The sequence below is a fragment of the Rathayibacter iranicus NCPPB 2253 = VKM Ac-1602 genome (assembly GCF_003149025.1).
GTDB classification, from domain to species: domain Bacteria; phylum Actinomycetota; class Actinomycetes; order Actinomycetales; family Microbacteriaceae; genus Rathayibacter; species Rathayibacter iranicus.
Window position 1 is genome coordinate 1 of record NZ_QGDV01000005.1, and the last position, 24,240, is coordinate 24,240.

Here is a 24,240-nt window from a genome sequence, read left to right on the forward strand (position 1 = left end):
GGGAAGCGGCGCTGATCGCACGGTTGTTGGACGGCGGGGCGGACATCAATCTGCGCTCACCCAGGTTCGGCCTTCCACTGACGATGCTTCTCACGAATATTTCTGCTAAGCCCGAATATTTGCGGGCCGTGTTTGCTGCGGTCACGGCGCACTCTCGACCTGACTTGACAGCGCATGTCGATCAGCGTCGTCAAGCCAGCGTGGGGCAGTATTTCGCGCAAACCAAGTTTGGTTTCATGCGCGATGAGGTTCGCGCGTATGCTGCGGCGACGGGGCAAGATATTGACGTGATCTCATGAGACGGGAGCAGGGTATGGAGATTATTCCTCAGGCTGGGGCATGTCTGATGACGGTGAACGCGTGGGAGGGTCGCGCTCCGGTGCGATGGATGCTGCGGGAGCCCTCGAACGCACGGGTTGACAATGGCTGGCGGATCATGAGCGCGGCGGACAGCAGTGAGTACCTCGCCGACTCGAACAACTGGCGCATCACCGATTTCAACGATGCTTGCGAAATCGAGCCCGCTCTGATCGGTATCTACGACCTCCCTGTCGGAAGCGATCTGCAGATCGTCATCGACGAGCAGGGCAAACGTATTGTCGACACGCCGACCGGTCGAGAACTGACACCCGAGAGGATGTACGTCCCGCCAAGCCAGCGCCGCTAACCTTCTCCTGCTTCCCGCTCTCTCGGCCGACGCCTTCCCTCGTCCGGTCCGGTGATGACGGGTGCAGGTGCAGGTCAACCTCGTCGACGTCGGGAACAACGGTCTGCTGCGACTGCGCAGCCTCCGCCATGTCGCAGATATCGCCACACTCGAAGAGAGCGAGAAGCTCGGCAAAACGCAAGCAGGGAATCGCCAGAAAGTCCGGCGAGGGGTATTCCGAATGGTCAACCAACTGCGATTGTCAAAGTCATCCTTCAGGAAATTCCTTGAAAAGAAAGCTCGGGAGATGCCAGTCACGCACGTATTCACTTATAACGGAGTTTCGAGACTAGAAGTCTTGAGTGATCAGCTTGCTGAGCACGTTGTTCGCCGAGCTCCGATGCTGATGGATGGTCAAGGCGAATTCGCGATCTCTTTGTCTCGACTGCCGGAGGGCAAGCGGTTGAGGAACGATTTGCCTGGATCTTGGGCGGATCTGTTTGTGCAGGCTGCCGGGAGTGCGGCTGTGATGATGATCGAGGTACGGAAGCAGAATGCGGGTGGCTCCGAAAGTCTCTACAGGCTGGCTCGCCTGTTGCCCGAAGGTAAACAGTCCACGGGCGCTGCGGATATTACTTGGAACGGTCGTGTTGATAGAGTGCCCGCTGACGAGGCGTTTGACGCTGTCGAAGCTGGTGAGATTTTCTGGCACTACTGCCAGCATGACGCGGTGCCTCAGCGATACGAGCTGCGCTTCCTTGAGTAAGTAGATTCCCTCCGGGGCGGCGTAGTTGAACGCGCAAGACATGCAGCGCATCCCGCGAGCGGTGGGAGTCCCCGCGGAGCGCCGGGCCGTCGAAGAGGCGATCGGCGCGGACGTTGCCGGGCTTGATCGGCCCAGCACCGTCGGAACGGCCGTGACCGCGTGCCGCGAACGCGATGAGCCGATCGCTGTTCTGAACCGTCCACGCGGCCGCCCCGTTCAGCGACTCCCCGCGCCGGAGCCAGATCCATTGCCCAAGTTCCTTGCGGGCGTCAGCGTGGACCTCGGACGTGAATGGGCCTCCGACGTCCGCTCGGACCCGCATCACGTACTCGAGGACGGGATGGTCCTTCCCACCACTCCGCCCGCTCAGGCCCGTGCCCCCTCAGGCCCCATGCCCGGCGGGGACGAGCTCGCTCGGGATCGGCGGGGGCGGGGGAGTGCCGTCGCCGAACGGACGCCCGCCCAGCTCCTCGCGGCCGGAGGGCACCAGCCAGCCGGACAGGTCAGGCCCCTTCGGCACGACGCCGGTCGGATTGATGTCGCGCTGCACCTCGTAGTAGTGCGACTTGATGTGCACGAAGTCGATGGTGTCGCCGAATCCCGGAGTGGCGAACAGGTCGCGCGCGTAGCCCCAGAGCGCCGGCATCGCCGAGAGCAGATTTCGGTTGGCCTTGAAGTGGCTGTAGTAGACCGCGTCGAAGCGGGCGAGCGTGGTGAAGAGGCGGACGTCGGCCTCGGTGATGGTGTCACCGACCAGGTATCGGCGGGTGCTCAGCCGCTCCTCCAGCCAGTCAAGGCGCGCCCAGAGGCGGTCGTAGGCCCGCTCATAAGAGCGCTGCGAGCCCGCGAAACCGCACTTGTAGACGCCGTTATTGACGTCGTGGAAGACCAACTCCGCTACCTCGTCGATCTCGTCGCGGTGCTTCTCGGGGTAGAGGTCAGGAGCGCCCTCGCGATGGAACGCGGTCCACTCGGTGGAGAAGTCCAGGGTCATCACCGGATAGTCGTTGGTGACGACCTGTCCGCTCGGGATGTCGACGAGCGCCGGCACCGTGATCCCGCGCGGGTAGTCGGGGAAGCGGGCGAAGAACGCGTCCTGCAGGCGTGGAATGCCCAGAATCGGATCGACGCCACCCGGATCGAGGTCGAAGGTCCAGCTGCGCTTGTCGTGGGTCGGTCCGCAGACGCCCATCGACAGGGCGTCCTCGAGGCCGAGCAGCCGCCGCACGATGACGGCACGGTTCGCCCACGGGCAGGCCCGGGAGACCACGAGACGGTAGCGCCCCGCCTCGACCGGGTAGCCGTCGCGGCCGTCGGCGGTGATTCGCGTGGGAATGTAATTGGTGTCGCGGTGGAAGCCGTTCTTCTCGACGTAGGAGCCGAAGTCATCACTCGTCATAGGGGCACGGTAGCCAGTCCACCCGGACATGGGCCGTCTGAGCGAAAGGTCTCCGCCGGATGCTGGCGGGCAGAGCGGACGCCCGGTAGGATCGGCAGCTGAACTTCGGCGAGGGATGCACCTGCATCCGTGATCGACGCGGTGGAAGCAGGCGAGGCCCCTCCTGGGCGCCACGGACTTCTCCTCACGCTGACATGCGTTCGAGTCGAAACCCCGTCCGTGGCTACCGGCCACGACCCGATCCGGTGGCGCTGTGCGTCGCCCAAGGAGAACATCATGGCTGAACTGACCAACAAGGTCGTCGTCGAGGTCCGCACCTCGTTCGGCAAGGGCGCCGCCCGCAAGATTCGCGCGCAGAACAAGATCCCCGCCGTGCTCTACGGCCACGGCACCGAGCCCCAGCACCTCACCCTCCCGGGCCACCAGGTTCTGCTGCTCACGCGTAAGGCGAACGCGATCCTCGAGCTCGACATCGAGGGCGCGCAGCAGACCACCCTGGTGAAGGACATCCAGCGCGACCCGGTCCGTCAGATCATCGAGCACATCGACCTCGTCGTCATCAACAAGGGCGAGAAGGTCGAGGTCGACATCCCCGTGCACATCGAGGGCGACGCCGCTCCCGGCACGCTCGTGTCGATCGAGTCGAACACCCTCTCGCTCGAGGTCGACGCCACGCGCATTCCGCAGAACGTCGTCGTCTCGGTCGAGGGCCTCGAGGCCGGCACCCAGATCTCGGCAGCCGACGTCACGCTGCCCGAGGGCGCCACGCTGGTCACCGACGCCGAGGTGCTTATCGTCAACGTGACCGCCGAGGTCGAGCAGGACCTGGGCGACGAGGACGAAACTCCCGCTTCGGGCGATGTCGTCGCCGCGAGCGCCGAGTAGTCCAGACATCCCGAGAACGGGCCCGCTCGCAGCCGCGGCGGGCCCGTTCCGTGTCGGCCAGGGGGGATTCCTCCGCCGGCCCCCGAGGAAGAGGAACGACATGGGCGAGACCTGGCTGATTGTGGGACTGGGCAACCCGGGGGCGCAGTACGCGCGCAACCGGCACAACGTCGGCCAGATGGTACTCGACGAACTCGCGACGCGGATCGGCGGCTCGTTCCGCCGACACAACCGTGCGAACGCTGTGGTCGCCGAGGGATTCCTCCGGCCCGGCGGCCCCAAGCTCGTGCTCGGTAAGCCGAACAGCTTCATGAACCTCTCTGGCGGACCGACGGCGCAGCTCCTCGACTTCTTCTCTCTGGATCCGTCGCACCTGATCGTCGTGCACGACGAGTTGGACATCCCGTTCGACACCCTGCGGCTGAAGCAGGGCGGCGGCCACGGAGGTCACAACGGCATCCGCGACATCCTCGCTGCGACCGCGGGGGCCGAGTTTCTGCGGGTTCGGGTCGGTATCGGCCGCCCGCCCGGTCGCCAGCAGGCCGCCGACTTCGTCCTTCGGGACTTCGCGGCTCCCGAGCGCGAGGCCCTACCCCTGCTCGTGTCGGATGCGGCGGACGCCGTCGAACTCATCGCCGACTCCGGCCTGTCGGCCGCCCAGCTCAAGTTCCACACCAGCGCCTGACCCGTTCGAGGGAACCCGTCGACGGGACCCGAATTGCCGGGCTCCCTCGGCGGTCCAGGGTTCGCTCACGCGGGGGCGGCGGCCGACTGGCCGGCCGCCCGTAAACTGGCGTGGTGCCCCTCAACGAGATCATCTCGGCGCTGTCGCGCGCCTCCACGTTCGACGATGCTCTGGCGTACGCGGCGCGGGACGCCGACTTCTCGGTGGCCGACGGCCTTCGGGTTCCTCTGCTCGCGGGGCTGCTCGGGCGTCGAGCGGAGGCGGGTCGCCCGCAGGCCGCGCTGGTCGTGACGGCGACCGGCCGCGACTCCGAGAACATTCGCGCCTCGCTGGGCTGTGTCCTTCCCGAGGCGGATGTCGTCGAGTTCCCCGCGTGGGAGACGCTCCCGCACGAGCGCCTGAGCCCGAGCGCCGAGATCGTCGGGCGTCGCCTCGACGCGCTGCGAAGGATGAAGCACTGGACGGGGGAGCGTCCGCTGGTGGTGGTCGCCTCCGTGCGCGCTGCCCTGCAGCCGGTCGCCGACAATCTGGCCGATATCGAGCCGATCCGCCTGGTCAAGGGGGCACGCGGCTACGACCTGGGCCGCATCTCCGCCGAGTTGGTCGACCTCGCCTACGCCCGAGTCGACATGGTCACCCGCCGCGGCGAGTTCGCGGTGCGTGGCGGCATCCTCGACGTGTTCCCGGCCGTGGCCGAGCACCCCAGCCGGGTGGACTTCTTTGGCGACGAGGTCGACTCCATCCGCGGCTTCTCGGTGGCCGATCAGCGCTCGCTCCCGGGCGAAACAGACTCCGTCGACCTACCGCCGAGCCGCGAGCTGCTGCTCGTTCCCGCCGTGCGGCAGCGGGCGCGCGAGATGCTGCACGAATTCCCCAGCCTGTCGGCGATGCTCGCGAAGATCGCCGAGGGCATCCCGGTCGAGGGCATGGAGTCGCTGGCGCCGGCGCTGCTGGACCGGCTCGTCCCGGTCTCGCACTATCTGCCGGAGGGGGCGGCGGTCGCCGTTTTCGCGCCCGAGCGGGTGGCCACCCGCGCCATCAGCCTCGCCGAGACCAACCGTGAGTTCCTTCAGGCGGCGTGGAGCGCGGCGACCGCGGGGGCGGAGACGCCGATCGACCTCGCCTCGGGCGAGTTCATCTCGCTGGGCGCGCTGTGCGACTCCGTGAAGTACAGCGCTCCCGGCGCCGAGACTCCCGACCACCCCTGGTGGACGATGAGCACTTTCCGTCAGGGCCCCGCCGCGGGCGAGACCGACGTGTTGCCGGAGGAACTTGGCATCGACGAGATCCTCGCCGTGCGGATCGAGGGCGAGCCCGTCCCCGGCTTCGGCGCCAGCGTCGAGGGCGCCCTCGCGCACGTCCGCGCGCGCCTCGCCGATGGCTGGAGTGTCGTCCTGACCGCCCCGGGCACCGGCACGGTCGAGCGCACCGACCAGGTGCTCGCCGAACACGAGGTTGCCGCGCGGATCGTCGCCGACCTGCCAGCAGACCTCGAGACCGGGCTGGCCTACGTCGTGCAGGCGTCGGTCGACCACGGCTTCGAAATCGAGGAGGCGAAGCTCGCCCTGCTCACCGACACCGAGTTCTACGGCCGCACCGTCGGCTACGACTCCCGCGCCGTGAAGAAGCTCGCGTCGCGCCGCAAGAACGTCGTCGATCCGTTGCAGCTCACCCCCGGCGACTATGTCGTGCACGCCACGCACGGTATCGGCCGCTTCGTCGAACTCTCGCAGCGCGAGGTCTCCAGCGGCGGGCGCAACGCGGTGAAGACTCGCCGCGAGTACCTGGTGCTCGAGTACGCGCCCAGCAAGCGCGGCTTCCCCGGCGACAAGCTCCTCGTCCCCACCGACCAGCTCGACCTGCTCTCGCGGTACGTCGGTGGCGAGGCCCCGGCACTGAGCAAGATGGGCGGGAGCGACTGGTCACAGGCCAAGAGCAAGGCGCGTCGCGCAGTCCGTGACATCGCCGTCGAGCTGGTCAAGCTCTACTCCGCACGGATGGCCTCGCGCGGGCACGCGTTCCCGCCGGACACGCCGTGGCAGCGGGAGTTGGAGGAGGCGTTCCCGTTCGCTGAGACTCCTGATCAGCTGACCGTGATCGACGAGGTGAAGGCCGACATGGAGCGGCCGATTCCGATGGACCGCCTGCTCTCGGGCGACGTCGGCTTCGGCAAGACTGAGGTCGCCGTCCGCGCCGCGTTCAAGGCGATCCAGGACGGCAAGCAGGTCGCGATGCTCGTGCCGACCACGCTGCTCGTCCGCCAGCACCTCGAGACGTTCCAGGAGCGCTTCGCCGGCTTCCCCGTGCACCTGCGGGCACTCAGCCGGTTCCAGAGTGCGAAGGAGTCGAAGGAGACGATCGAGGGCCTCGCCGATGGCACCGTCGACATGGTCATCGCGACGCACCGGCTCCTGAGCGACGCCATCGTCTTCAAAGACCTCGGCCTGCTCGTGATCGACGAGGAGCAGCGCTTCGGCGTCGAGCATAAGGAGAAGTTGAAGGCGCTGAAGAAGAACGTCGACATCCTCTCGATGAGTGCCACGCCGATCCCGCGGACGCTCGAAATGGCGGTAACCGGTATCCGCGAAATGTCGACTCTCGCTACTCCGCCTGAGGAGCGCCACCCGATCCTCACCTTCGTCGGCCCGTACTCCGAAAAGCAGATCTCCGCTGCGATCCGCCGTGAGCTGCTGCGCGAGGGCCAGGTGTTCTTCGTGCACAACCGGGTCTCGACGATCAACCGTGCCGCCTCCCAGCTCGCCGAACTGGTGCCGGAGGCGCGCATCGCCGTCGCCCACGGCAAGCTCAGCGAAGCCCAGCTGGAGCGGATCATCGTCGATTTCTGGGAGCGAAAGTTCGACGTGCTCGTCTCGACCACCATTGTCGAGACCGGTCTTGATATCCCGAACGCGAACACGCTCATCGTCGACCGCGCCGACAAATACGGACTTTCGCAATTGCACCAGCTGCGCGGGCGAGTTGGTCGCGGGCGCGAGCGCGCCTACGCCTACCTGCTCTACGACGAGACGGCGCCGCTCAGCGAGACCGCGCACGACCGGCTACAGACCCTCTCCGCCAACTCCGACCTCGGCGGCGGCATGCAGATCGCGCTCAAAGACCTCGAGATCCGCGGCGCCGGCAATCTGCTCGGCGGCGAGCAGTCCGGGCACATCCAGGGTGTGGGGTTCGACCTCTACCTGCGGATGATCGGCGAGGCTGTTGACACGTTCCGCGGCGAGGTCGCCGAGGGGCAGACGGAGCTGCGGCTCGAGCTGCCCGTCGATGCGCGGATCCCGGAGGAGTACGTCGATAGCGAGCGGCTGCGGCTGGAGGCGTACCAAAAGCTCTCGGCCGCCTCCTCGCTGACCGCGAAGGAGGGGAGCATCGACCTGGTGGTCGAGGAACTCACTGACCGCTACGGTGAGCTGCCCGAGGCGGTGGAAAACCTCATCCTGGTCTCTCGGCTGCGGATGCGCGCGCAGAAGGCGGGCCTGAGCGACGTGGTCGCGATGGGCTCGAACGTGCGCGTCGCTCCCGCACACCTGCCCGACTCGATCCAGGTGCGCCTGCGCCGGATGTACCCGAGTGCGAAGTACCTCCAGCAGGCCGATGCAGTCGTCGTGCCGATGCCGGTGCTCGACGGCGCCGCGCTGGGCGACCGCGCCCTCATCCAGTGGGTCGCATCGCTCCTGGACGCCCTGTTCTCCGAGCCGGTCTCCGTCTAACCCACCCCCGCTCCGGCCGGCATCTCGCCCCCGCCCGCGACCCTCGCGAGATGCCTCTTGGGTACGCCTCCCTCGGGGCATTGTTTAGTGGTCGTTGCAACGCGTGGTGATTTCAGGCGGCTGCTGCTTGTGGCATCACATGAATCTCGCTGCATAGACAACTATTCACATGGTCCAGAGAACGTTGGGCGGCTCACGTTCCAGAGACCCGCTCTACTCGGCACGCCGGACCCTGCACACCGGCGCCGACCTCCTCACGGACAAGCAACACGCCCGCCTCAAGACGGTGTTCGCGGTCGACGAGCACGTCGAGGTCGAGGCGACCTGGGGCATCTATCAACGCATGATCGCCGCCTACCGCGACCCGGATCGGACCGCCGGGAGGACGGCGATGCAAGCGCTGATCGACTCGATCAGCAGCAAGGTCCCACGAGCCCTGAAAGAGCTGGTCACCCTCGGCCGCACGATGAACGCCCGCGCCGCCGACATCCTCGCTTACTTCGACCGCCCCGGCACGTCGAACGGCCGACCGAAGCGATCAACGGCCGCCTCGAACACCTCCGCGGCACCACCCTGGGCTTCCGCAACCTCACCACCTACATCGCCCGCAGCCTGCTCGAAACTGGCGTCTTCAGACCCCGACTACACCCTCAATTACGATGAGCCGAAAAAGGCAAAGGTGTCCACAGTCATCCAGCAATCTGAGTGGCGTGTAGCTGAGTCTGCTGAACGTCGTCTCGTTGCTCTGAGGCGCGGATTCAGGGAACGGTCGAGAATCGCGAACACGGAAAGGCGACAAAGTGTGGGCCGCTTAGGGCCGTAAGTGCCCTAAATCGGTGGCGGGCAAAATCACGCATCTCGACATCCAGCCTTTTTCTAAGGGGCAATTTTCACACGCGAACTATTTCCCTCCGCACAAAGATTCCATTCTTCAATACAGCAACCCATGGACTACCGTTGCGGCTTCGGTCTGTCGATACTCACATGGGTGCGACTTTGCCCGGCTCCAGTATTCGAATGAGAACGAGGCGCTCAGCGAGAGTCCATGAGGTCGTGGCGAGTAGATACAGCCCGGCGGCCAGAGGGGCGAGCACTGCGATGCCCGCCGTCACAAAGGGCATGAAGCTGAGGACTCGCATCATCGCCGCAGGGTTTGGTGACCCGGGCGGGAGGCTGTCGGAAGGGGGCGGACTCGAAGGAGCAAGAAGATGCCGAGAAGCTTGAGCTACCACGGCAATGAGAAAGATGATTGCTACAAACACCGCGGCCGCAGGCCAGGTAATCATGCCGTCAGTAAGTAGCCCGAGAAGCCCCGAGTCAAGAGGAACTCCTAGAAAGGCACGCAGTAGCAACTCATTCGAATGCCCGTCGATTGACGGTCGAATAAACAGACCATATACCGCCATCAGAACTGGTGCTTGCGCGAGCACGGGAAGACAGCCGGCGAACGGGGAGACCTTCTCTTCCGCGTAGAGCGCCATTGTCTTGCGTTGGAGCATTTCTAGATTCTTGTGGTAGCGCCGTCGCAACTCAGTGACCTTAGGTGCCATCCGAGTCCGGGCGACTCCCGCCTTCACTTGGGATACTCCTACTGGAATGAGAAGCAATCGAATACCAATTGTAAAGAGGATGATAGTGATTGCAGCACTCTCGCTGCCGGCGACGGGTTCGACAAAGGACTCGAGGGTCGTGACTGCCCAGTATGCGATCCTGAGAAGAAGTTGGATCGGCAAGAACTCGTAGGGGCCCATATTCATCGACTACGACTTGGGGTCGATCTCATCTGTTCTTATTGGCCCTCGACCACGGAGACGTCTCCACGCAGCCGTCGAACGCTCGCGGAAGACATACGCGAGCCAGAGAACTCCCACGACAATAGGGATCCCAACAGGCCACATCGAAGAATATGTGACAACTACTGCAAGCCCTTCGACTCCAATCAGAGCCGCAGCACCGGAGTAGGCCACCATCACGCCAATGTTCACCCGCGTAGAAACACGCAGCCAAAGCGATGAAAGCAAAGATCGAGACGACCCTGATTGCCCCTCATTCTCAGGGCGAACGGGGATGTCGTCCTGCGCTACCGCAGGAACATGGTGGTCGTTGTTGGGGGTATAAGGATACACGAAATGCTCGTCTCGCTAGATGCTGAAGTGTGGGCTACAACACCTCCTCAAAACGATGAACGCACAGCCGATAGGCGGGCGCTTCTGCCACTCTTGCCATAGTAGGCGTGAGCTATCTGTCGCTCAGAAGGAGGTCTGGACGACGAAGGCCGGAGCACGGGCCCGAATATTGCCCGGCGTCCCAGGTTCCCCGGGGAGACGCAGCCCCTCGGATGCCTGGATACGCGTAGGCACTGGAGGAGCGTTAGGCGCCATCCGAAGAGAACGAGCGAGTGCATTCGCCACCCAGCATACAGAGTGAGCCAGAACGAGAGCGCTCGCAGCCACAATGAGTAAAGTCTGCGTCGGGTTGGACGCGAGTACCGACCCCGCGGCCACCGAAAGTGACAGCACGATGAACTGCATCATCAGCCAGAGAGACAGGAGCAACGGCGACACCTCCACTCACATTCGTTCTTAAGACCATACATTCAGCTGCGATCACGGGGAACCCTGCGAGGCCAGCGCTGCGTATCATCCGGCGTAGATGCGGAATCCATACTGAGCGGCACGACCCGCGAGGCCGGCCACACTGCTGAGGCTCTGATCTTCCGTTCAGCACGGTGGCGTCAGTGCCGTGCCGTGGGCGTCGCCGTGCCACGGGCGTAGTAGCCCCGCGGTCATGGAGAGTTCCGGATCACACCATACCCTAAGTTGCCGACAGGCGGGGAACCGACAGCACCGTCATACCGGCGTGTCGCGAGCAGTGGTGCGGATCCGCGCTTGGGTGCAAGATGATGGTTGACCAGTTCCCATACAGCATGCAGGGCCCCGTCAAAGTCGGTATCAGCTGGTGAGTAGTAGTTTCACGGGTCTGGTGTGGCCGCGGGCGTGATGCCGGAGAGCGGCGGCGATGTTGTTGTGTCCGGTGGGGCGGAGCAGGCTGATCGCGGTGGAGTGTAGCGTCGCCATGACGCGGGGCCCTTTGCCGACCCGTGCTCGGGAGCGGTCTTCGTCGAAGGTGACGTCGCGGACCCAGTGCACCCGGTTCTCGATGCCCCAGCGCCCTCGACTCCACGCGGCGAGTGTTCGTGGTGGGGCTTAGCTGTGGTCGAGGGAGCAGATCAGGTAGACGACCTCGACGCTCTGACGGCCCTTCACGGTCCGGGTGCGGCGCAGCTGCGCGACCTGGAGCGTGTGCGGGAACTCCAGCCCCGGCGGCGCTGAGAGGACCTTGATCGTGCGGCGCGCCCAGACGCCGTGCCCGGTATCGATCTCGGTCGAGCCCGGCACATTGGCCAAAGGAAGATTCTTGCAGAGCCGGTGCAGGCTCGGCTGGTTCTTCTTGACCGTCAGCAGGTAGTGGCCGCCTGCGGCGATGATGTGTTCCGCGATGTCGCGTGGAGTGTGCATCGCGTCCGCGGTGACCACGACACCCTCCAGGGTGAAACGGTCAAGCAGATCACGGAGTTCGGGGATCTCATTGCTCTCCGCACGTGTCTGCACCTGCCCCAGCACGGTCCCCGAGTGGTGCTCCAGCGCGGAGACCAGGTGCGGCGCGGGAGCGGGCCCCGCGGACCGTTTTCCCGTCGATCGCGAACACCCGCCGCCCGCCGAGCATGCCGGTGCGTCACCACATGTACGCGCCGATCACCTGGTCCAGGACGTCCGCGTCGATGTCCCGGAACGCGCGACGGATCGTGGGTTCCGATGGTCTGCGCCCAGCCGTGACACCGAGGTGTCAGCGAGCGTGGCCGTGGACGCGTCGCCCGCCCATTTGCCGATCGCAATGAACGACCGCGACCCGGCCAACACGGCGGCGATCCCGACGGCGAGGATCGCGTCGATCTGGTGCCGGACGCCGCGGCGCCGACGCGGGTCAGGGACTGTGGAGAGCAGCTCGAGACAACCGCGGACGCGCGAGGCCGACCGATTCTGATTCGACGTGCGCGGGAAACGCGCGGGGAAATGACATAGCCGGAGGCTTTTTCAGAGCACATGATTCACAGCCTGAAAATGCTCGCTAATCAGGGCGTTTGTAGCGAACCGGTAGGGCTCTGAACAAGCCTCCAGGCGTGGTGCCTCTCGCGGATGGTGAGCGTCAAGAACGTCCGTCCTCAGCGCGAACACCACGCCTGCCGCGCCACCGCAACGCCGGCGTGTCACACACCAGACCCCGGTGAGACCACTCACCCACGACTTTGACCAGTGCCGATACAGCATGTACTGTATGCAAATAGAGAGGAGGTGCAACATGAATGAGAAAGAATCGTTCCAGAAGATCGACGCTCAGGTCTTCGACCTGTCCGACGACGGACTGACCGTAGAGTCGCTCACCGCTGGGCACGGTCTCGTCGAGACCGGCGCTTCGTGGCCGAGCTGCGGCTGTTCCTGCTCGTCGCTGCCGTAACTGGCAGACACGAAGAAGTTGGGGAGGGTGCGCCGAAAGCGATCACCCTCCCCAATCCGTATCTGATGAAGGGCATGGTACGAGAACATTGGCTGAATGGGCGATCGAGCAACCCGTATTCACCAGACGTGCGGGAGTTTCTCCCGAGCTGCTCTCTACTGTGAGAAATAGGGAACTCGTACGGAGAGTTGATCTCGTCGTCGAGGCCTACGCCGACTTGAACGATGTAGGCGCCCAGCTCGAAGATGCCCTGTATCAACGCATCCCAGAAGCCGACACTTCCATCCGTGCAAAGCTAGTTGGCCTGCGTAGGTCTATTCACAACAAGCGAAAGATCCCCAGAAGCGAGCGTTCCCGCGAAGTCTTTGCCGAATTATCCTCGCGCGAGATTGGGCTACTTCAGGAATGGGATTCCCTGCGTGTTGCTCTGCAACTTAAGGAAGACTCGCTTGCCAATCTGCTTAAGGAGGACACTCATACCTGGGTAACGTTGGCGCTAAGCGATCAAAATTTCGCTCGAGGCCTTGAGACGGCGACATTTGCACTGTCAGAGGCAATAGGTAAGCATGGGAATAGCCTTTCGAGACACTCTCGGATTGCATTGCTTCGCTATTTTTCGCGAGCCGGCGCCAAAACCAGCCCATATAGCACCTTCACCACGACTGGGATCGCTACTCCCCGTGCAGAAGAGCAGCCGGGTAGCCCAACCGCTTCGGTGATCGAGTTGGACCAGTACGTTCTTGACCAGTTTGTTACTCGTCTATTCAAGCGCGAGACATTTGCTGGATCGGGAATACTGAGAGTGAATCCGTCAATTGTCCGCCACAACGGCGTGCTTCGGTTTACCGGCAACGGACGCTCCGAGCCATTCGTGCAAGTCAGAGCCAGCCCTCAACTTGACGAACTCATCGACATGTGCCGGCAAGCAGCCACCTCACTCTCCGAGGTCTACGCTGCGCGACCTGACGACGGCTGGCAAGAGCATGTGGACAGCGCGATTGAGTTGGGTCTCCTGGAGCTGTTTCCTCCGTTCTCGTTGGATGATCCGACTGCTCTCGAGAAGATCGCATCGTGGTGCAGTGAGGCAATCGATGACAAGGATTCATATGAGCTGTCGGCTCTATTCGGTCGACTACACGCGTGTCTAGGAAGGCAGCAGATCGCGGACTGTCAAACATCGCCCCGACAACGCCTAGAAGAGGTGCACAAGGTAGGGGCGCGACTCGCCCAACTTCTTGGAGGGATACCATGGCCGAAAGAGCAGGCAAAATCAAAGCATGGGTTCCACGAGAACGCGTTGCGCTTGTCGGCAGGCCAACTTCAACCACAGTTCCAGAGCGCTGAGACTGTCAGCCTGCTGGGAGTCATAACGGAATGGCTCTCTGTTTTCGACCGGATGCTCCCCGTGCGTCTGGCAGCCGCGAACTTTGCGAGACAGGTTCTAGGAGATTCAGAGGCCACGACCTTCGTAGATTTCTACTTCGAAGTTCAAACAGCCCTTCGCCAGTACAGGTCGACGGAAAACGGGTCGCACAACGAGACCTTGGAATTACTCGACTTGGCAAGACCTCTTGACGGCAAGCTATTGGCAAGGAGCACAGATCCCCGCCTAGTGAGCCTTAACCAGCTGAGGCGCTTTGCGCGAGATGCTGTCAGAGAAGAATGCCGTAACGGCCCTCTTACGAAGGATCGGCTAAAGCAGATCACATCCTCCTACCCCGCCTGGATCAGTACGCGCGATCGCGCCACGTTCTATGCGCAAACAGACGGCGAGACGATCATGATCAATGTGGTGGGCGCCGGGGACGGCCGAGGCAGAGCCCGCTGGTGGCGCCTGTTAGAACAAGCGTCGGGCAAAGATGCACTGACGGTATTGCCGAGCAATAGCACTTCCGCAACAGTCGAGGCCTTGCCCATACCCGGAGCTTTCGGATCAGCAGGAAATCTCACCGCACCACCCGAAGCAAAGTTTCTCCGCTACCCTCACGTCGAAGTACAGACTGGTGCCGCCAAGGCCATCAACCTCGGTGATCTGAAGGTGCGGCTGGGACCAAATGGACTACTAACCCTTACAGACAGTAACGGTGCTGACTTCCGTCCCGGCTTCACAGGGCTTCTCGCAGAGCCAATAATGCCCCCGGCTGCCCGATTCCTACTCGCACTGTTCGGCAGGGCAAACCTCAAACATCCAGCATTCCCTATCGTGCAACATTTGGCCGCACCGACGTCGAACCAGGTCGAAATCATTCCTCCAGTACAGTTCGAGCACGTCGTATTTGAACGTCAAAAGTGGGTTGCGAACGTCTCAGATGTCCCTCTTAGGCCACCTCTTGATGCGCGGACACTCTGGGAGTTCGAACTCTGGCGGCGCAAGCACCAGATACCTGAGCACGTCTACATACGTCTAGAAATCGAGTCTTCTGATTGGAAAGAACGAGCCTTTGGAAAGGCGCGTAAACCCCAATATCTCGACCTTCGCTCACATGAGTATCTAGATTCATTCGCGCAAATGTTGCGGTCCACATCAGGCGTGGTCGTCGTTGAGGCGGCGAGCCCTGTGCCCGTCTCAGGGACAGTTCCCCACGAGGAAACAGTTCTCGAGATACGAAAACGCTGAAAGGAGGCGATTGACTTGGAACGGACCAGGCTCTGGCTGAGCACCCACATCTTTTATCACGGCGACCAGAACCGGCTGATTGCTGAACTCATTCCCCAAGTTGCTGAAGCGATCGGCTCTACACAACTCTTCTTTTTCTTGCGCTACTGGGATGGTGGTCCGCATGTCAGGCTCCGGTTGTTGGTTGAACCCGATGCTGATATTGAGCAGCTCGAAAGCATCGTTGCCGACATCACTCGCATCTGGTTCAGGAACAACCCGTGTGACGCGATTACGGCTACGGCGTACGCCCACAGTGCCCGTGTACTTGGCCGCTATGAACAAGTCGACTATCTCCCAAAAATGCTGCCCAACTGTAGCGTGAGGACAATTCCCTATCGTCCAGAACGCGGAAGATACGGAGACGGCGAGTTGCTACACCGGGTAGAAGACCACTTTGTATGGTCCTCCCAGTTCGCGATTGAAGTACTTCAAAAGGCGCCAAGTCGCAGCAGCAAGATGGCACTCGCGATCCGTTGCGGCATTGAGACCGCGAAACTCTGTGGCATCCGTCTCACAGGCGAGTCGGTCTCCATGCCCTCGCGGTTGAAGGTCGCCCACGACCGTTTCAATCCTAGTGACGTGGCATCGCAAATGTGGGCGCACGAGATCCAGTCGATTTCACGATTCATCGAGCTATCTCCGAACCGACCAGAAGACATTACGCCTGAGCGAGTCCTCAACCTATTATTTCACCTCTTCTGCAACAGGATCGGAGTCACAATCGACGATGAGGCAGCAGTCCGTCGCGCGGCTCAGGAAATCCTTGAACTAAAGAATGGGGTGGAGTGAGATGAGCTATATCGTGAGAGTCTTTGACTACCGCGAGCCAGTTGCGTCGACCTATCTGGCACCGGCTATGAAAGCGGCTTCCGAGATCAGCGATGCCTACTTCGTAAGACACTGGAAACAGGGTCCCCACTGGCGAATCGTGCTGCCCGACACGCCAATGAGAAGTATTCAGGCATTCACTGCGAATCTCCGAGAGCATCTCGAACTGGTAAGGGTTACGGGCGAGCGAGACGAGTATCGACTTTCCGCCTCAAACTTTTCGGAGGATCACCAAGCAAGACTCGCCGAGCTTGAGTCCGACCAAGGTCCCTTCCTCCCTTTAATGAGCGATGCGCATGTGGATATGATTCGGGCACCTGAACGGACAGAAATGGTCGGCGGCTCCGCTGGCGCAAAGGCATTGGAGCGCTTCTATGTCGAGACAACAAGATCGGGCCTAGGCGTGCTCGAACACCTCGATCACCCGGCAGAACTCCGCCAATTCGCCTTCGACCTCATGATTGCTACGGTGCATGCGTTCTCTGGAGTCGGGTTAGCGCGAGGGTTCGTGTCATTTCGTTCCCATAGCGAGGCATTCCTCAATTGGTGGCCCGAAGGCAAGGGTCTCCGGGAGAAGTGGGATCGGATGAGTCGAAAGGCAGCAGAGACCTTAGACGAGCGGGCTCACCAGATCGTCACACAACTCGATTGTGGAGAAGCGCTTTCACCACTAGTTGAATCCTGGCTCAGCTCCTCGTCAGGAACTTTCCAGGACTCTGCGTATCAGATTTCGGCGGGAAGGCTCAGCATAGACCCGCCTTGGTCAACGGCTTCGCGAAACGATGCCCCCTTTGCTGTATCAGCTAGTCCCTTTCATGCGGCGGAACAAACAGGAACCACATTGAATATCATCTGGTTCTCGCAATACCGTCTGCTGCTCAATTACTCTTACCTCCAGCTCACTCGGCTAGGAATCAAGCCAGGGGAACGATTTCTGCTTTGCCACCTAGCTGCAGACTGCGCGGAGCGTCTGTTCGAAGTGACGGCCTCCTCGAAGCTGCTGCCCGGTCCAGGGGAAAACGCGAGCGTGTCGCGGGCGATCGAGCGTTTCCGAACGGTGTACGAGCTATGACTCTTCGTCTTTCGCTAATTTCAGGTATCAAATTGGTGAAGCGTGAGACGAGAACTTCGCCAGGAAGTCGAGAAATCTGGCTCGAGTGGTTCGGTCAGACATGGAAACTAGGTGACTCTAGCGATGCTGCGCTGCAGTTTCTGCGTCTGATTGCCTCATCGGAGGTTACCGAGGCGGAGTCGAAGGCGATGGGGATGTTCGGCTTACTTACCAGCCTGAATGAAGCTTCATTACTCATTAGGAGAATCTGGGATGGTCGGTTAGTGAGGGCTGAGAGCATTCCAGTTGACTTCTGTCAAGGCACGGAACCCGACAGCTCTCGGGTTCCGAGATACCGGATCGCCGACGATGTCGTCGTATGTCCATGGCAGTCGGGGTTCCTACTGGAACGTGTGAGCGGCGGCAGGCGCATCCACATCGGCGACGCCTCCCTGGCGAGTGAAGTGCTGCGTGGCGTGCATGGCGTGCCTGCTGGAATCTTAGGAGAAGTAGTTACTGAGCTTATCTCTTCTGGCATATATGTTGATGCACAACTATCCCGGTCTAGAGATCATCACAATTGGGCTGTTCATGAACGTTGGTTTCATCTACGGAGTCGTCGACACCGCGCCGCCATCATTGGCGACAACTTCGGTGCGGTGATCAGCGAAGCCAGGGCGAGCACCTACCTTGAAGGGACAGGTCGACATCATCCTTTGCCCAGATCAAGACGTGAGGCTGAAGACCAAATCTCGCTCGGGGAGGCACTGGACCGGCGGCTATCGCGACGCGGATACAACGAAACGAATCCAGTGTCAAGTCAAGCCTTGTCGAATCTGCTATCGGGGGTTGTTGGGCGGGAGCCGTTCAATAGGTCGTACCCTTCCGGTGGCGCGATCTACGAACTTGATCTAGTTCTAGCTGTTCGGAACGCTGAAGGAGTGCCGGCGGGGCTCTATATCTATCGTAAGGAATCCCACACTCTAGAAGTATTGAACGGGGCGGAGCCCGCCGCGCGGATGTGTGATGATGCCCGGGTCGCGATGGCAGGTTCCGCCGCTCCCCAGGTACTGGTGATCATGGTTGCGAGGTTTAACGATCTTTTCCGCAAGTATCGCGAGATCGGGTACTCCCTGATCCTCAAACACGTGGGGATTGTCATGGAGAGCTGGTCGTTATTGTCCGTCGCCGAGGACACTTCGTGCTGTCTTTTGGGCACTGGGACCCCTCGGCTCCTGCAGGACTACACAGGTTGGGATCCTGATGTTGCAGCTAGCGTCGGAGAGATTGCCGTCGGGAGTCGATCGTGAGTGGTCTGAACGCCGTCGGTGAGGTCGTCTTCATGACTCAGCAGGATCACACGATTGCGTTGAATTCTGTAGCCCGACCCTGGAGAGTAGGACAATTCGAGCAACGCGTAACTCCCTTACTGCTGTCAAAAATTAGCGATGTGACAAGCATGGATGCCGGTTATTCCGACACGCAAGGTGGGGCGTCTGCAACTAGGAGGCTCACCGATATTCTTTTGACTCGGGGGGTACTCGAACGCCCAACCGATGCACCTTACGAGGCACTTAAAGTCACTTCTAGTTCGCAAGCGGCATGGGTCCACGCCTTCGATGAAAGTAAGTCGCAAGGGTTCCAGGCCTGGGTAGAGTCCGTAGAGGGGGTAAGCAGCCGAGGTGAAGGTCGGAACGCGCGCCGTGCATTTCGGGTAGCGAAGATAATTGCGAGTTCATCTCGTGGTGCCCATATGGCAGATAATGCTTCTGGGAGAGTGATTCGTGTTGACAACACAACTCTGTCCACAGACGTTGAGCGTTTTTCTTCGCCAGATGAATGGTCGACTACCTCCGATCAGCTATTGGCGCGCTTAGTTAATCGTCACCTGGGCCCGCTATTCGAGGTTGGTGAGGTAAACCACATTCAACTCGGTCTACGCTTCTCGGAAGCCTGCGCAGCTGACGGTAATGTGACAATTGCGAGCGGAGAGTCCGTGGAAGCCTCTCGGAATATGGCGGCGCGTGTCGCAATACAACGCCTTGCCGCCAAGATCTGTTCTTCATCCCGTGCGTTCCCCGCGAAAGCGGATGCTGATTTCGCTCTGCTTTTTTTAGCGAGGATGGTGATGAAGGAGTGCCCGCGTCAAAGCTTGGAGGGGAAGGGATGGTTTCAGGTATACCGTTTGATGAGTCAGCCGAGTGTGCTTGTACAGTTTGGGTGCGATATCGCGAAGACGGCGCCCCTCTTATTCGAATCGCTCTCCGGCGCCTTAGGTGCATGGCCTCTTATTCGTGAGAGAATTTCTATGTTGCGACCCTCGTCCCAACGAAGTTCGGATGCCGAAGCGCCGATGCTTGTTCCTCATGAACTCTGGCCTAGCAGCCCCTATGGAGCACTTCACCATGAACTCGCAGCACGCGGGTATTCGCTAAAGGAGGGCAGGCATTGAGACAGCCAATTGGTTTTAGGAGCAGCGTATGATACGCGGTGAAGGAGCATTCTTTCAGGCAGTTCAAAGCACAGCTTCGAGCGTGCTTCAGAACGGGCTAGACATCTTTGTATCTGACATGTGGGAAGACGATCGCCCTTCGATAACTGGGGCAATGCAACTCATTACACATGAACCAGGATGGCTAGTGATAGGGCCTGTTGAGCAAGCGGGAGAGACGTGCTGTACTCAGTGTCTGCTATCTAGACGGACGAGAATCCGCCAACACGGTGAGGTGTTCGAAGAGGCCAACAGTAAGCGGCTTCTACCTCATCTGAGCGAAAAGGTATTACGCCTTCGACCGGAACTACCCGAAATTGCCGTACTGCTGGCTGAGAATTTGCGAGAGGAAGCGATCAATTGGGATGAGGATCGTAGGCGTCGATACTTCACCGTTGGCCTCTCAGATCTTTCTATTCAACCTCGTTGGATCGTTGTTGACCCGTTGTGCGCATGGTGCGGACAGCTTCCAGTGTCCCGACCAGAGGATTTCAACTGGAAAGCCGGCAAGAAGTCAGAGCCTGGTTCTCTTCGCTCCCTCGCTCCTTCCCTTGAGTCGCTGCGGAGCTATTACGTGGATGATTTTGCTGGGATCACGCCAGCAATCGAGATAGGAGAAGTAGCCGGACTTCAGGTCGCCAAAGCGGCGGTCCCCATTCGCGGAAGCAAGTCAAAGGAAGCCGGCTGGGGTAGGGCACAGTCCTCAGAAGTCGCCCAATCCACTGCGCTCTTCGAAGCGCTTGAGAGGTGGGCAGGGCTCGCACCTGCTAGAGCTCTGGCGGCGATGACTTGTCGAAGAAGTGACCTAGCTGAGGCAGCTCTCGATCTCCGTCGGGCAGGAGAGCATGAACTGTACGGTGAAGGATTCGTATCTCCTCGGCTCGATCCAGAGTGCAGGTGGACGTGGGGATATTCTTTAGGCAAGAAGAGTCCGATACTCGTACCCGAAGGTTATGCGTTTTACGGGAACGCTTTGGTGAATCGGGGTGACCCTCGGCAGGCTTATGAAGTTTCAAACGGTTGCGCACTCGGAAATTCTTTAGCCGAAGCCTCACTGTTTGGGCTACTGGAAGTTGTCGAGCGTGATGCATGTCTTAGGGCGTGGTATCGCCAGGACACCCCCATCCGCATCTCCCAGGATTCTATGGGAGAAGAGTGTCGCAATCTGTGGCTGTATATCGAGGAACAGAATGAGTGCCAGGTGACCGCTTTTGCGCCGAAATCCATTGGCGACATCCCCGTGGTATGGGTCCATGCGCGACGCGCAGAAAAAGGGTCTCGTGAATCACGCGTTGCCTATTCGGTATCTGCAGCAAGTTGTCGTTTTAGTTTCGGACAAGCGCTTACTGATGCTCTGAGCGAGCTTGCGCCAATTTTGCGAAGCGTCGATGGTGCATTGCAAGCAAACTGGCTTAACGCCCGGAGCATGGTTCATAGCTTTGAAAACGTTCGTCAGCTCGGCGACCACGCTCTCATGCACGCTCACCCGGACGCAGCGCACCTTGTTCGACATCTGGACGACAGGCGAGGGGCAAGCAAGATTGAGATCTCGGAACTGGAAGAAAAATACTCGCTCAGGGTTTCCGCTTCTAGCGGAGATGACTTGCGTAATATGGTGATGCGGATTACATCTGAAGGATATGATCCAATGATCGTTGATCAAACTAGTCGCGAACTTTCTCTGGCGGGTCTGTACTGCGTGAAAGCAGCAATTCCGGGTGCAGTTCCGATGACATTCGGGCATAGAAACAGGCGCATCCGCGGCCTGGAGAGGCTCGGTAGCAGCCCGCTAGATATACCGCACCCATTTCCGTAAATTCGGCACAGTTTCTATCACTTACAGTAGCCAGTCCCCGAGCATAGATCGCTCAAGTCACTTCGGCCAGAGGGTATTCAGAACGGTATCGCTTAGTCGCGAGGGACTGGCGAAGATCACCCTCAGGGCGCCCAGCTAACAGATCGGCAGCGGTCAAGTGTCAGCAAAGCTCTCGCATCAACGAAGCCACGATCTGGCGCGCGAGACGATCGTCAATCGGAGCCCCAGTTTGCAGGACCACACGCGACAGCGCTGGTCCAAACATGAGGTCGCAGATGTACTCGGAGTCAGTGTCATCTCGGGTGATCTCGCCTCGAGCTTTCGCCCGTTCGAGCACCCGACTCACCACCTCTCGGCGGGAATAAATCACTTCTTTGAGGTAGCGCGCACGAATCTCATCGTCAGTGCGCATGTCTTCAAGGAGTCCAGTGAGATTCTTTCGGATAAGCGGAGATGTCATCATAGCCACGTCAGTGCGCAGTAGCTCGAGCAGATCAGATGAAAGGTTGCCAGTGTCTATCTCTTCCTGGCGGCCAAACCGTTCAAGGAGAATCTCGAGGGCCAGGAGTGACACACTCTTGTAGCGCCTATAGAACGTTTGACGCGTCGTGCCAACCTCACTGACGATCCCGTCGACGGTGAGCTTATCGAAACCGTCGGATTCCATGAGTCGCTCAGCGGCTCGTATTAGAGCGCGGCTGATGGCCGCGTCGCGCGGTCGACCCTCCTTCGTACCCGTGTTGCTACCCATTCCATGAACATACCACTCGTAAGACCCGCAACCAGCAGCAAGCCAGAGTCCCAGAACGTTACACATCCTCACGCATACGACCTGCACTGTATTCATGAAGGCTTATTCAGAGCTCTACCGGGCCGCTACGAAATCCTTGATTAGCGCGGATTTCCAAGCCGCGGATCGTGTGGCCTGAATAAGTCTCATGGAATTGGCTCGCAGTGCAGCGGGCGGAACATGGATGGCCTTTGAATCAGTTCTTGGTTCCGGCAGTAATCATTTCTTTAGTTCGGGCTACAAGAAGGTCGAGCAAGAGCTCCCCCGTGGTCGCTGGGCGGTTTCAGGTGGTCAGTGCATCACTCGGGGTGTAATCGCTGAGAGGACGACCGGATGTCGCGTGGTGTGTTGTTGAGTTTGGCGGATCGGGAGGACATCCAGGGCCCCGTCAAAGTCGTTGGTGGGTGACGTGACCAGCGATTTTCGGGTGTGACACGCCGGTGCTGGGGTAGCGGTGCAGGCGTGGTGTTCGCGCTGAGGATGGAAGTTCTTCAACGCTCACCATCCGCGAGAGACGCCACGCCTGCCATGCCATCTTCCCTTGCTCTTCCCGCGCCCGTCGAATCAGGACCGGTCGGCCTGGCACGCCCGTCGCCGAGTTTGTCAAGTTGTGTGTGTAAGTTGGTGGGGCCTCCGGGTTAGAGGTAGGGCTCGACGCGCTCGGGGAAGACGATGGCGAGCTGTTCCAGGGCTTTCTTCCAGTTCGTGGTGACCTGGCCCTCGACGAGCCGCCCTTCGGCCTTGCGTTTCGCGCCGCGGCCAAGTCCGCGTTCCGTCTCGCGGTCGCGAGCGTGCTTGTCCTCGATGGTGCAGATCGCCAGCCAGAGCAGCTTCACGACGGCCTGATCGTTCGGGAAGTGTCCGCGGTTCTTGGTGACCTTCCGCAGCTGAAAGTTCAGCGACTCGATCGCGTTGGTCATGTAGATCACTCGCCTCACCTCCGGCGGGAACGCCAGGAAGGGCGTGAACCGCTCCCAGGTGTCCTCGAATACCGCCGCCGCGCGAGGATCGGCTCGGCCCAGCTCCGACGCCCTGAACGCTTCGAGCGCGTCTCTGGCGGCCTCCGCGGTCGGGGCTAGTGGATGGGCTTGAGCGCGGCCGCGACGGCCTTGCGGTGCCCGTAGCCGACGAACCGCATCGCGTTGCGGATGAGGTGGACGACGCAGGTCTGAACCATCGAGTTAGGTCAGATCGCCTCGGGGAACCCGGTGAGCCCGTCGCAGCAGACGATCAGGACGTCACGCACGCCGCGGTTGGCGAGCTCGGCGCAGACCCCCGCCCAGAACTTCGCGCCCTCGTGGCCTGGATCCAGATGCCCAGCACCTGCTTGACGCCGTCCACGTCGACGCCGACAGCGATGTGTGCGGCCTTGTTGCGCACGTGCCCGCCGTCGTGGACCTTGACGATCACCGCGTCGAGCTAGATCACCGGGTAGAACGCCTCCAGCGGCCGCTGCTGCCAGGCCAGGACCTCGTCGGCGATCTCCTCGGTGATGCTCGAGATCGTCTCGTGCGACAGGTCCGTCCCGATCGTCGATTCCAGGTGATGCTCGATGTCCCGCACCGTCATCCCGCCGGCGTAGAGCGAGACGATCATCTCGTCCAGCTGCGACAGACGCCGACTGCCCGTCGGGACCAGCCGAGGGGTGAACGACCCGTTGCGGTCCCGCAGGATGCGCAACTCGACATCACCGACGCTCGTGGCCACCGTCTTCGGGAACACGTGCGCCTCCGGATCGCCCTTCTCGTAACCGACATGATCGGTCAGCTCCGCTCGCAGGCCCCGCTCCAACCCGGTCTTGATCAGCTGCTGGATAAACCCGCCATCACCATCGAGCTGGATCTCGCCCGCGTCGATCTTCGCGAACAGGTCATCCATCACACCCGACTCGACCAGACGCCGCGCGCCCTCGGCCTGCTGCTTCCGACGCGTCTCGCGCGTCACCTTATTGATCACCAACTGCGTGCATCCTTTCGTCAGGAGA

Annotated in this window: 16 protein-coding genes and 4 pseudogenes; 13 read left to right on the forward strand and 7 right to left on the reverse strand. The window is 61.0% G+C overall.

Annotated features, from left to right (window positions below; genetic code table 11):
* From B0H03_RS16535 to B0H03_RS16170, 3 genes are all read left to right on the forward strand, one after another.
* A partial coding sequence (locus B0H03_RS16535; RefSeq protein ID WP_165827978.1) for a hypothetical protein occupies positions 1–299 on the forward strand: 299 nt, incomplete at its 5' end.
* Between the two features lie 14 nt (positions 300–313).
* Positions 314–667: an immunity protein Imm33 domain-containing protein gene (locus B0H03_RS07205; RefSeq protein ID WP_104263755.1), complete on the forward strand. Its 354-nt coding sequence runs from the start codon at positions 314–316 to the stop codon at positions 665–667.
* Between the two features lie 61 nt (positions 668–728).
* Positions 729–1,412 carry a hypothetical protein gene (locus B0H03_RS16170; protein WP_127843848.1) on the forward strand — a complete coding sequence of 228 codons (684 nt, stop codon included), beginning with the start codon at positions 729–731 and terminating at the stop codon, positions 1,410–1,412.
* 382 nt (positions 1,413–1,794) lie between these two features.
* Here B0H03_RS16170 and B0H03_RS07215 read toward each other — a convergent pair whose 3' ends face one another.
* A complete protein-coding gene (locus tag B0H03_RS07215) occupies positions 1,795–2,811 on the reverse strand; it encodes a glutathione S-transferase family protein (protein ID WP_104263757.1) in 1,017 nt (338 codons plus the stop codon).
* 276 nt (positions 2,812–3,087) lie between these two features.
* On the opposite strand from B0H03_RS07215, the gene B0H03_RS07220 reads away from it, so the two are divergent.
* The 4 genes and pseudogenes from B0H03_RS07220 to B0H03_RS07235 all read left to right on the forward strand — a co-directional run.
* Positions 3,088–3,696 carry a 50S ribosomal protein L25/general stress protein Ctc gene (locus B0H03_RS07220; RefSeq protein ID WP_104263758.1) on the forward strand — a complete coding sequence of 203 codons (609 nt, stop codon included), beginning with the start codon at positions 3,088–3,090 and terminating at the stop codon, positions 3,694–3,696.
* Between the two features lie 100 nt (positions 3,697–3,796).
* Entirely contained in the window at positions 3,797–4,381 is a 585-nt protein-coding gene (gene pth, locus B0H03_RS07225) for an aminoacyl-tRNA hydrolase (RefSeq protein ID WP_104263759.1), read from the forward strand.
* A gap of 113 nt (positions 4,382–4,494) precedes the next feature.
* A complete protein-coding gene (mfd, locus tag B0H03_RS07230; protein WP_104263769.1) occupies positions 4,495–8,106 on the forward strand; it encodes a transcription-repair coupling factor in 3,612 nt (1,203 codons plus the stop codon).
* 172 nt (positions 8,107–8,278) lie between these two features.
* A pseudogene (locus tag B0H03_RS07235) lies at positions 8,279–8,769 on the forward strand (transposase); the annotation flags it as partial.
* A gap of 317 nt (positions 8,770–9,086) precedes the next feature.
* On the opposite strand, the gene B0H03_RS07240 reads toward B0H03_RS07235, so the two are convergent.
* From B0H03_RS07240 to B0H03_RS17445, 4 genes and pseudogenes are all read right to left on the reverse strand, one after another.
* Entirely contained in the window at positions 9,087–9,857 is a 771-nt protein-coding gene (locus B0H03_RS07240) for a YidC/Oxa1 family membrane protein insertase (protein WP_104263760.1), read from the reverse strand.
* Between the two features lie 1,200 nt (positions 9,858–11,057).
* Positions 11,058–11,297, reverse strand: a pseudogene (locus B0H03_RS16890) (ISAs1-like element ISMul1 family transposase); the annotation flags it as partial.
* A gap of 15 nt (positions 11,298–11,312) precedes the next feature.
* Positions 11,313–11,768: pseudogene (locus B0H03_RS16895) on the reverse strand (ISAs1 family transposase); the annotation flags it as partial.
* A gap of 93 nt (positions 11,769–11,861) precedes the next feature.
* A complete protein-coding gene (locus tag B0H03_RS17445) occupies positions 11,862–12,110 on the reverse strand; it encodes a transposase family protein (RefSeq protein WP_202129912.1) in 249 nt (82 codons plus the stop codon).
* 355 nt (positions 12,111–12,465) lie between these two features.
* Between B0H03_RS17445 and B0H03_RS07250 the strand changes: the two genes are divergently transcribed.
* The 6 genes from B0H03_RS07250 (at position 12,466) to B0H03_RS07275 (ending at position 21,466) form a co-directional block, all read left to right on the forward strand.
* Entirely contained in the window at positions 12,466–12,621 is a 156-nt protein-coding gene (locus B0H03_RS07250) for a thiomuracin/GE37468 family thiazolyl RiPP peptide (protein ID WP_104263762.1), read from the forward strand.
* Between the two features lie 88 nt (positions 12,622–12,709).
* A complete protein-coding gene (locus B0H03_RS07255; RefSeq protein WP_109714857.1) occupies positions 12,710–15,238 on the forward strand; it encodes a lantibiotic dehydratase in 2,529 nt (842 codons plus the stop codon).
* 15 nt (positions 15,239–15,253) lie between these two features.
* Positions 15,254–16,069 (forward strand): lantibiotic dehydratase C-terminal domain-containing protein, encoded by an 816-nt coding sequence (locus B0H03_RS07260; RefSeq protein WP_160487250.1) that lies wholly within the window; start codon positions 15,254–15,256, stop codon positions 16,067–16,069.
* A gap of 1 nt (position 16,070) precedes the next feature.
* On the forward strand, positions 16,071–17,180 hold the full coding sequence (locus B0H03_RS07265; RefSeq protein WP_160487251.1) for a lantibiotic dehydratase C-terminal domain-containing protein: 1,110 nt from the start codon (positions 16,071–16,073) through the stop codon (positions 17,178–17,180).
* Between the two features lie 35 nt (positions 17,181–17,215).
* Positions 17,216–18,469, forward strand: a complete 1,254-nt coding sequence (locus B0H03_RS07270; protein WP_160487252.1) for a SagB family peptide dehydrogenase — start codon at positions 17,216–17,218, stop codon at positions 18,467–18,469.
* A 1,296-nt stretch (positions 18,470–19,765) separates the two neighbouring features.
* Positions 19,766–21,466: a TOMM precursor leader peptide-binding protein gene (locus B0H03_RS07275; protein ID WP_160487253.1), complete on the forward strand. Its 1,701-nt coding sequence runs from the start codon at positions 19,766–19,768 to the stop codon at positions 21,464–21,466.
* 160 nt (positions 21,467–21,626) lie between these two features.
* On the opposite strand, the gene B0H03_RS07280 is transcribed toward B0H03_RS07275, so the two are convergent.
* Together B0H03_RS07280 and B0H03_RS07285 are read right to left on the reverse strand one after the other, a co-directional pair.
* A complete protein-coding gene (locus tag B0H03_RS07280) occupies positions 21,627–22,217 on the reverse strand; it encodes a TetR/AcrR family transcriptional regulator (protein ID WP_160487254.1) in 591 nt (196 codons plus the stop codon).
* Positions 22,218–22,894: 677 nt separating this feature from the next.
* Positions 22,895–24,134: pseudogene (locus B0H03_RS07285) on the reverse strand (IS256 family transposase).
* Positions 24,135–24,240 lie beyond the last annotated feature (106 nt).

Coding starts and splice junctions, on each gene's coding strand:
- B0H03_RS07205 (WP_104263755.1), top strand. CDS start 314: ATGGAGATTATTCCTCAGGCTGGGGCATGTCTGATGACGGTGAACGCG.
- B0H03_RS07215 (WP_104263757.1), bottom strand. CDS start 2,811: ATGACGAGTGATGACTTCGGCTCCTACGTCGAGAAGAACGGCTTCCAC.
- B0H03_RS07220 (WP_104263758.1), top strand. CDS start 3,088: ATGGCTGAACTGACCAACAAGGTCGTCGTCGAGGTCCGCACCTCGTTC.
- pth (WP_104263759.1), top strand. CDS start 3,797: ATGGGCGAGACCTGGCTGATTGTGGGACTGGGCAACCCGGGGGCGCAG.
- B0H03_RS07240 (WP_104263760.1), bottom strand. CDS start 9,857: ATGGGCCCCTACGAGTTCTTGCCGATCCAACTTCTTCTCAGGATCGCA.
- B0H03_RS07250 (WP_104263762.1), top strand. CDS start 12,466: ATGAATGAGAAAGAATCGTTCCAGAAGATCGACGCTCAGGTCTTCGAC.
- B0H03_RS07265 (WP_160487251.1), top strand. CDS start 16,071: ATGAGCTATATCGTGAGAGTCTTTGACTACCGCGAGCCAGTTGCGTCG.
- B0H03_RS07275 (WP_160487253.1), top strand. CDS start 19,766: ATGCAACTCATTACACATGAACCAGGATGGCTAGTGATAGGGCCTGTT.
- B0H03_RS07280 (WP_160487254.1), bottom strand. CDS start 22,217: ATGGGTAGCAACACGGGTACGAAGGAGGGTCGACCGCGCGACGCGGCC.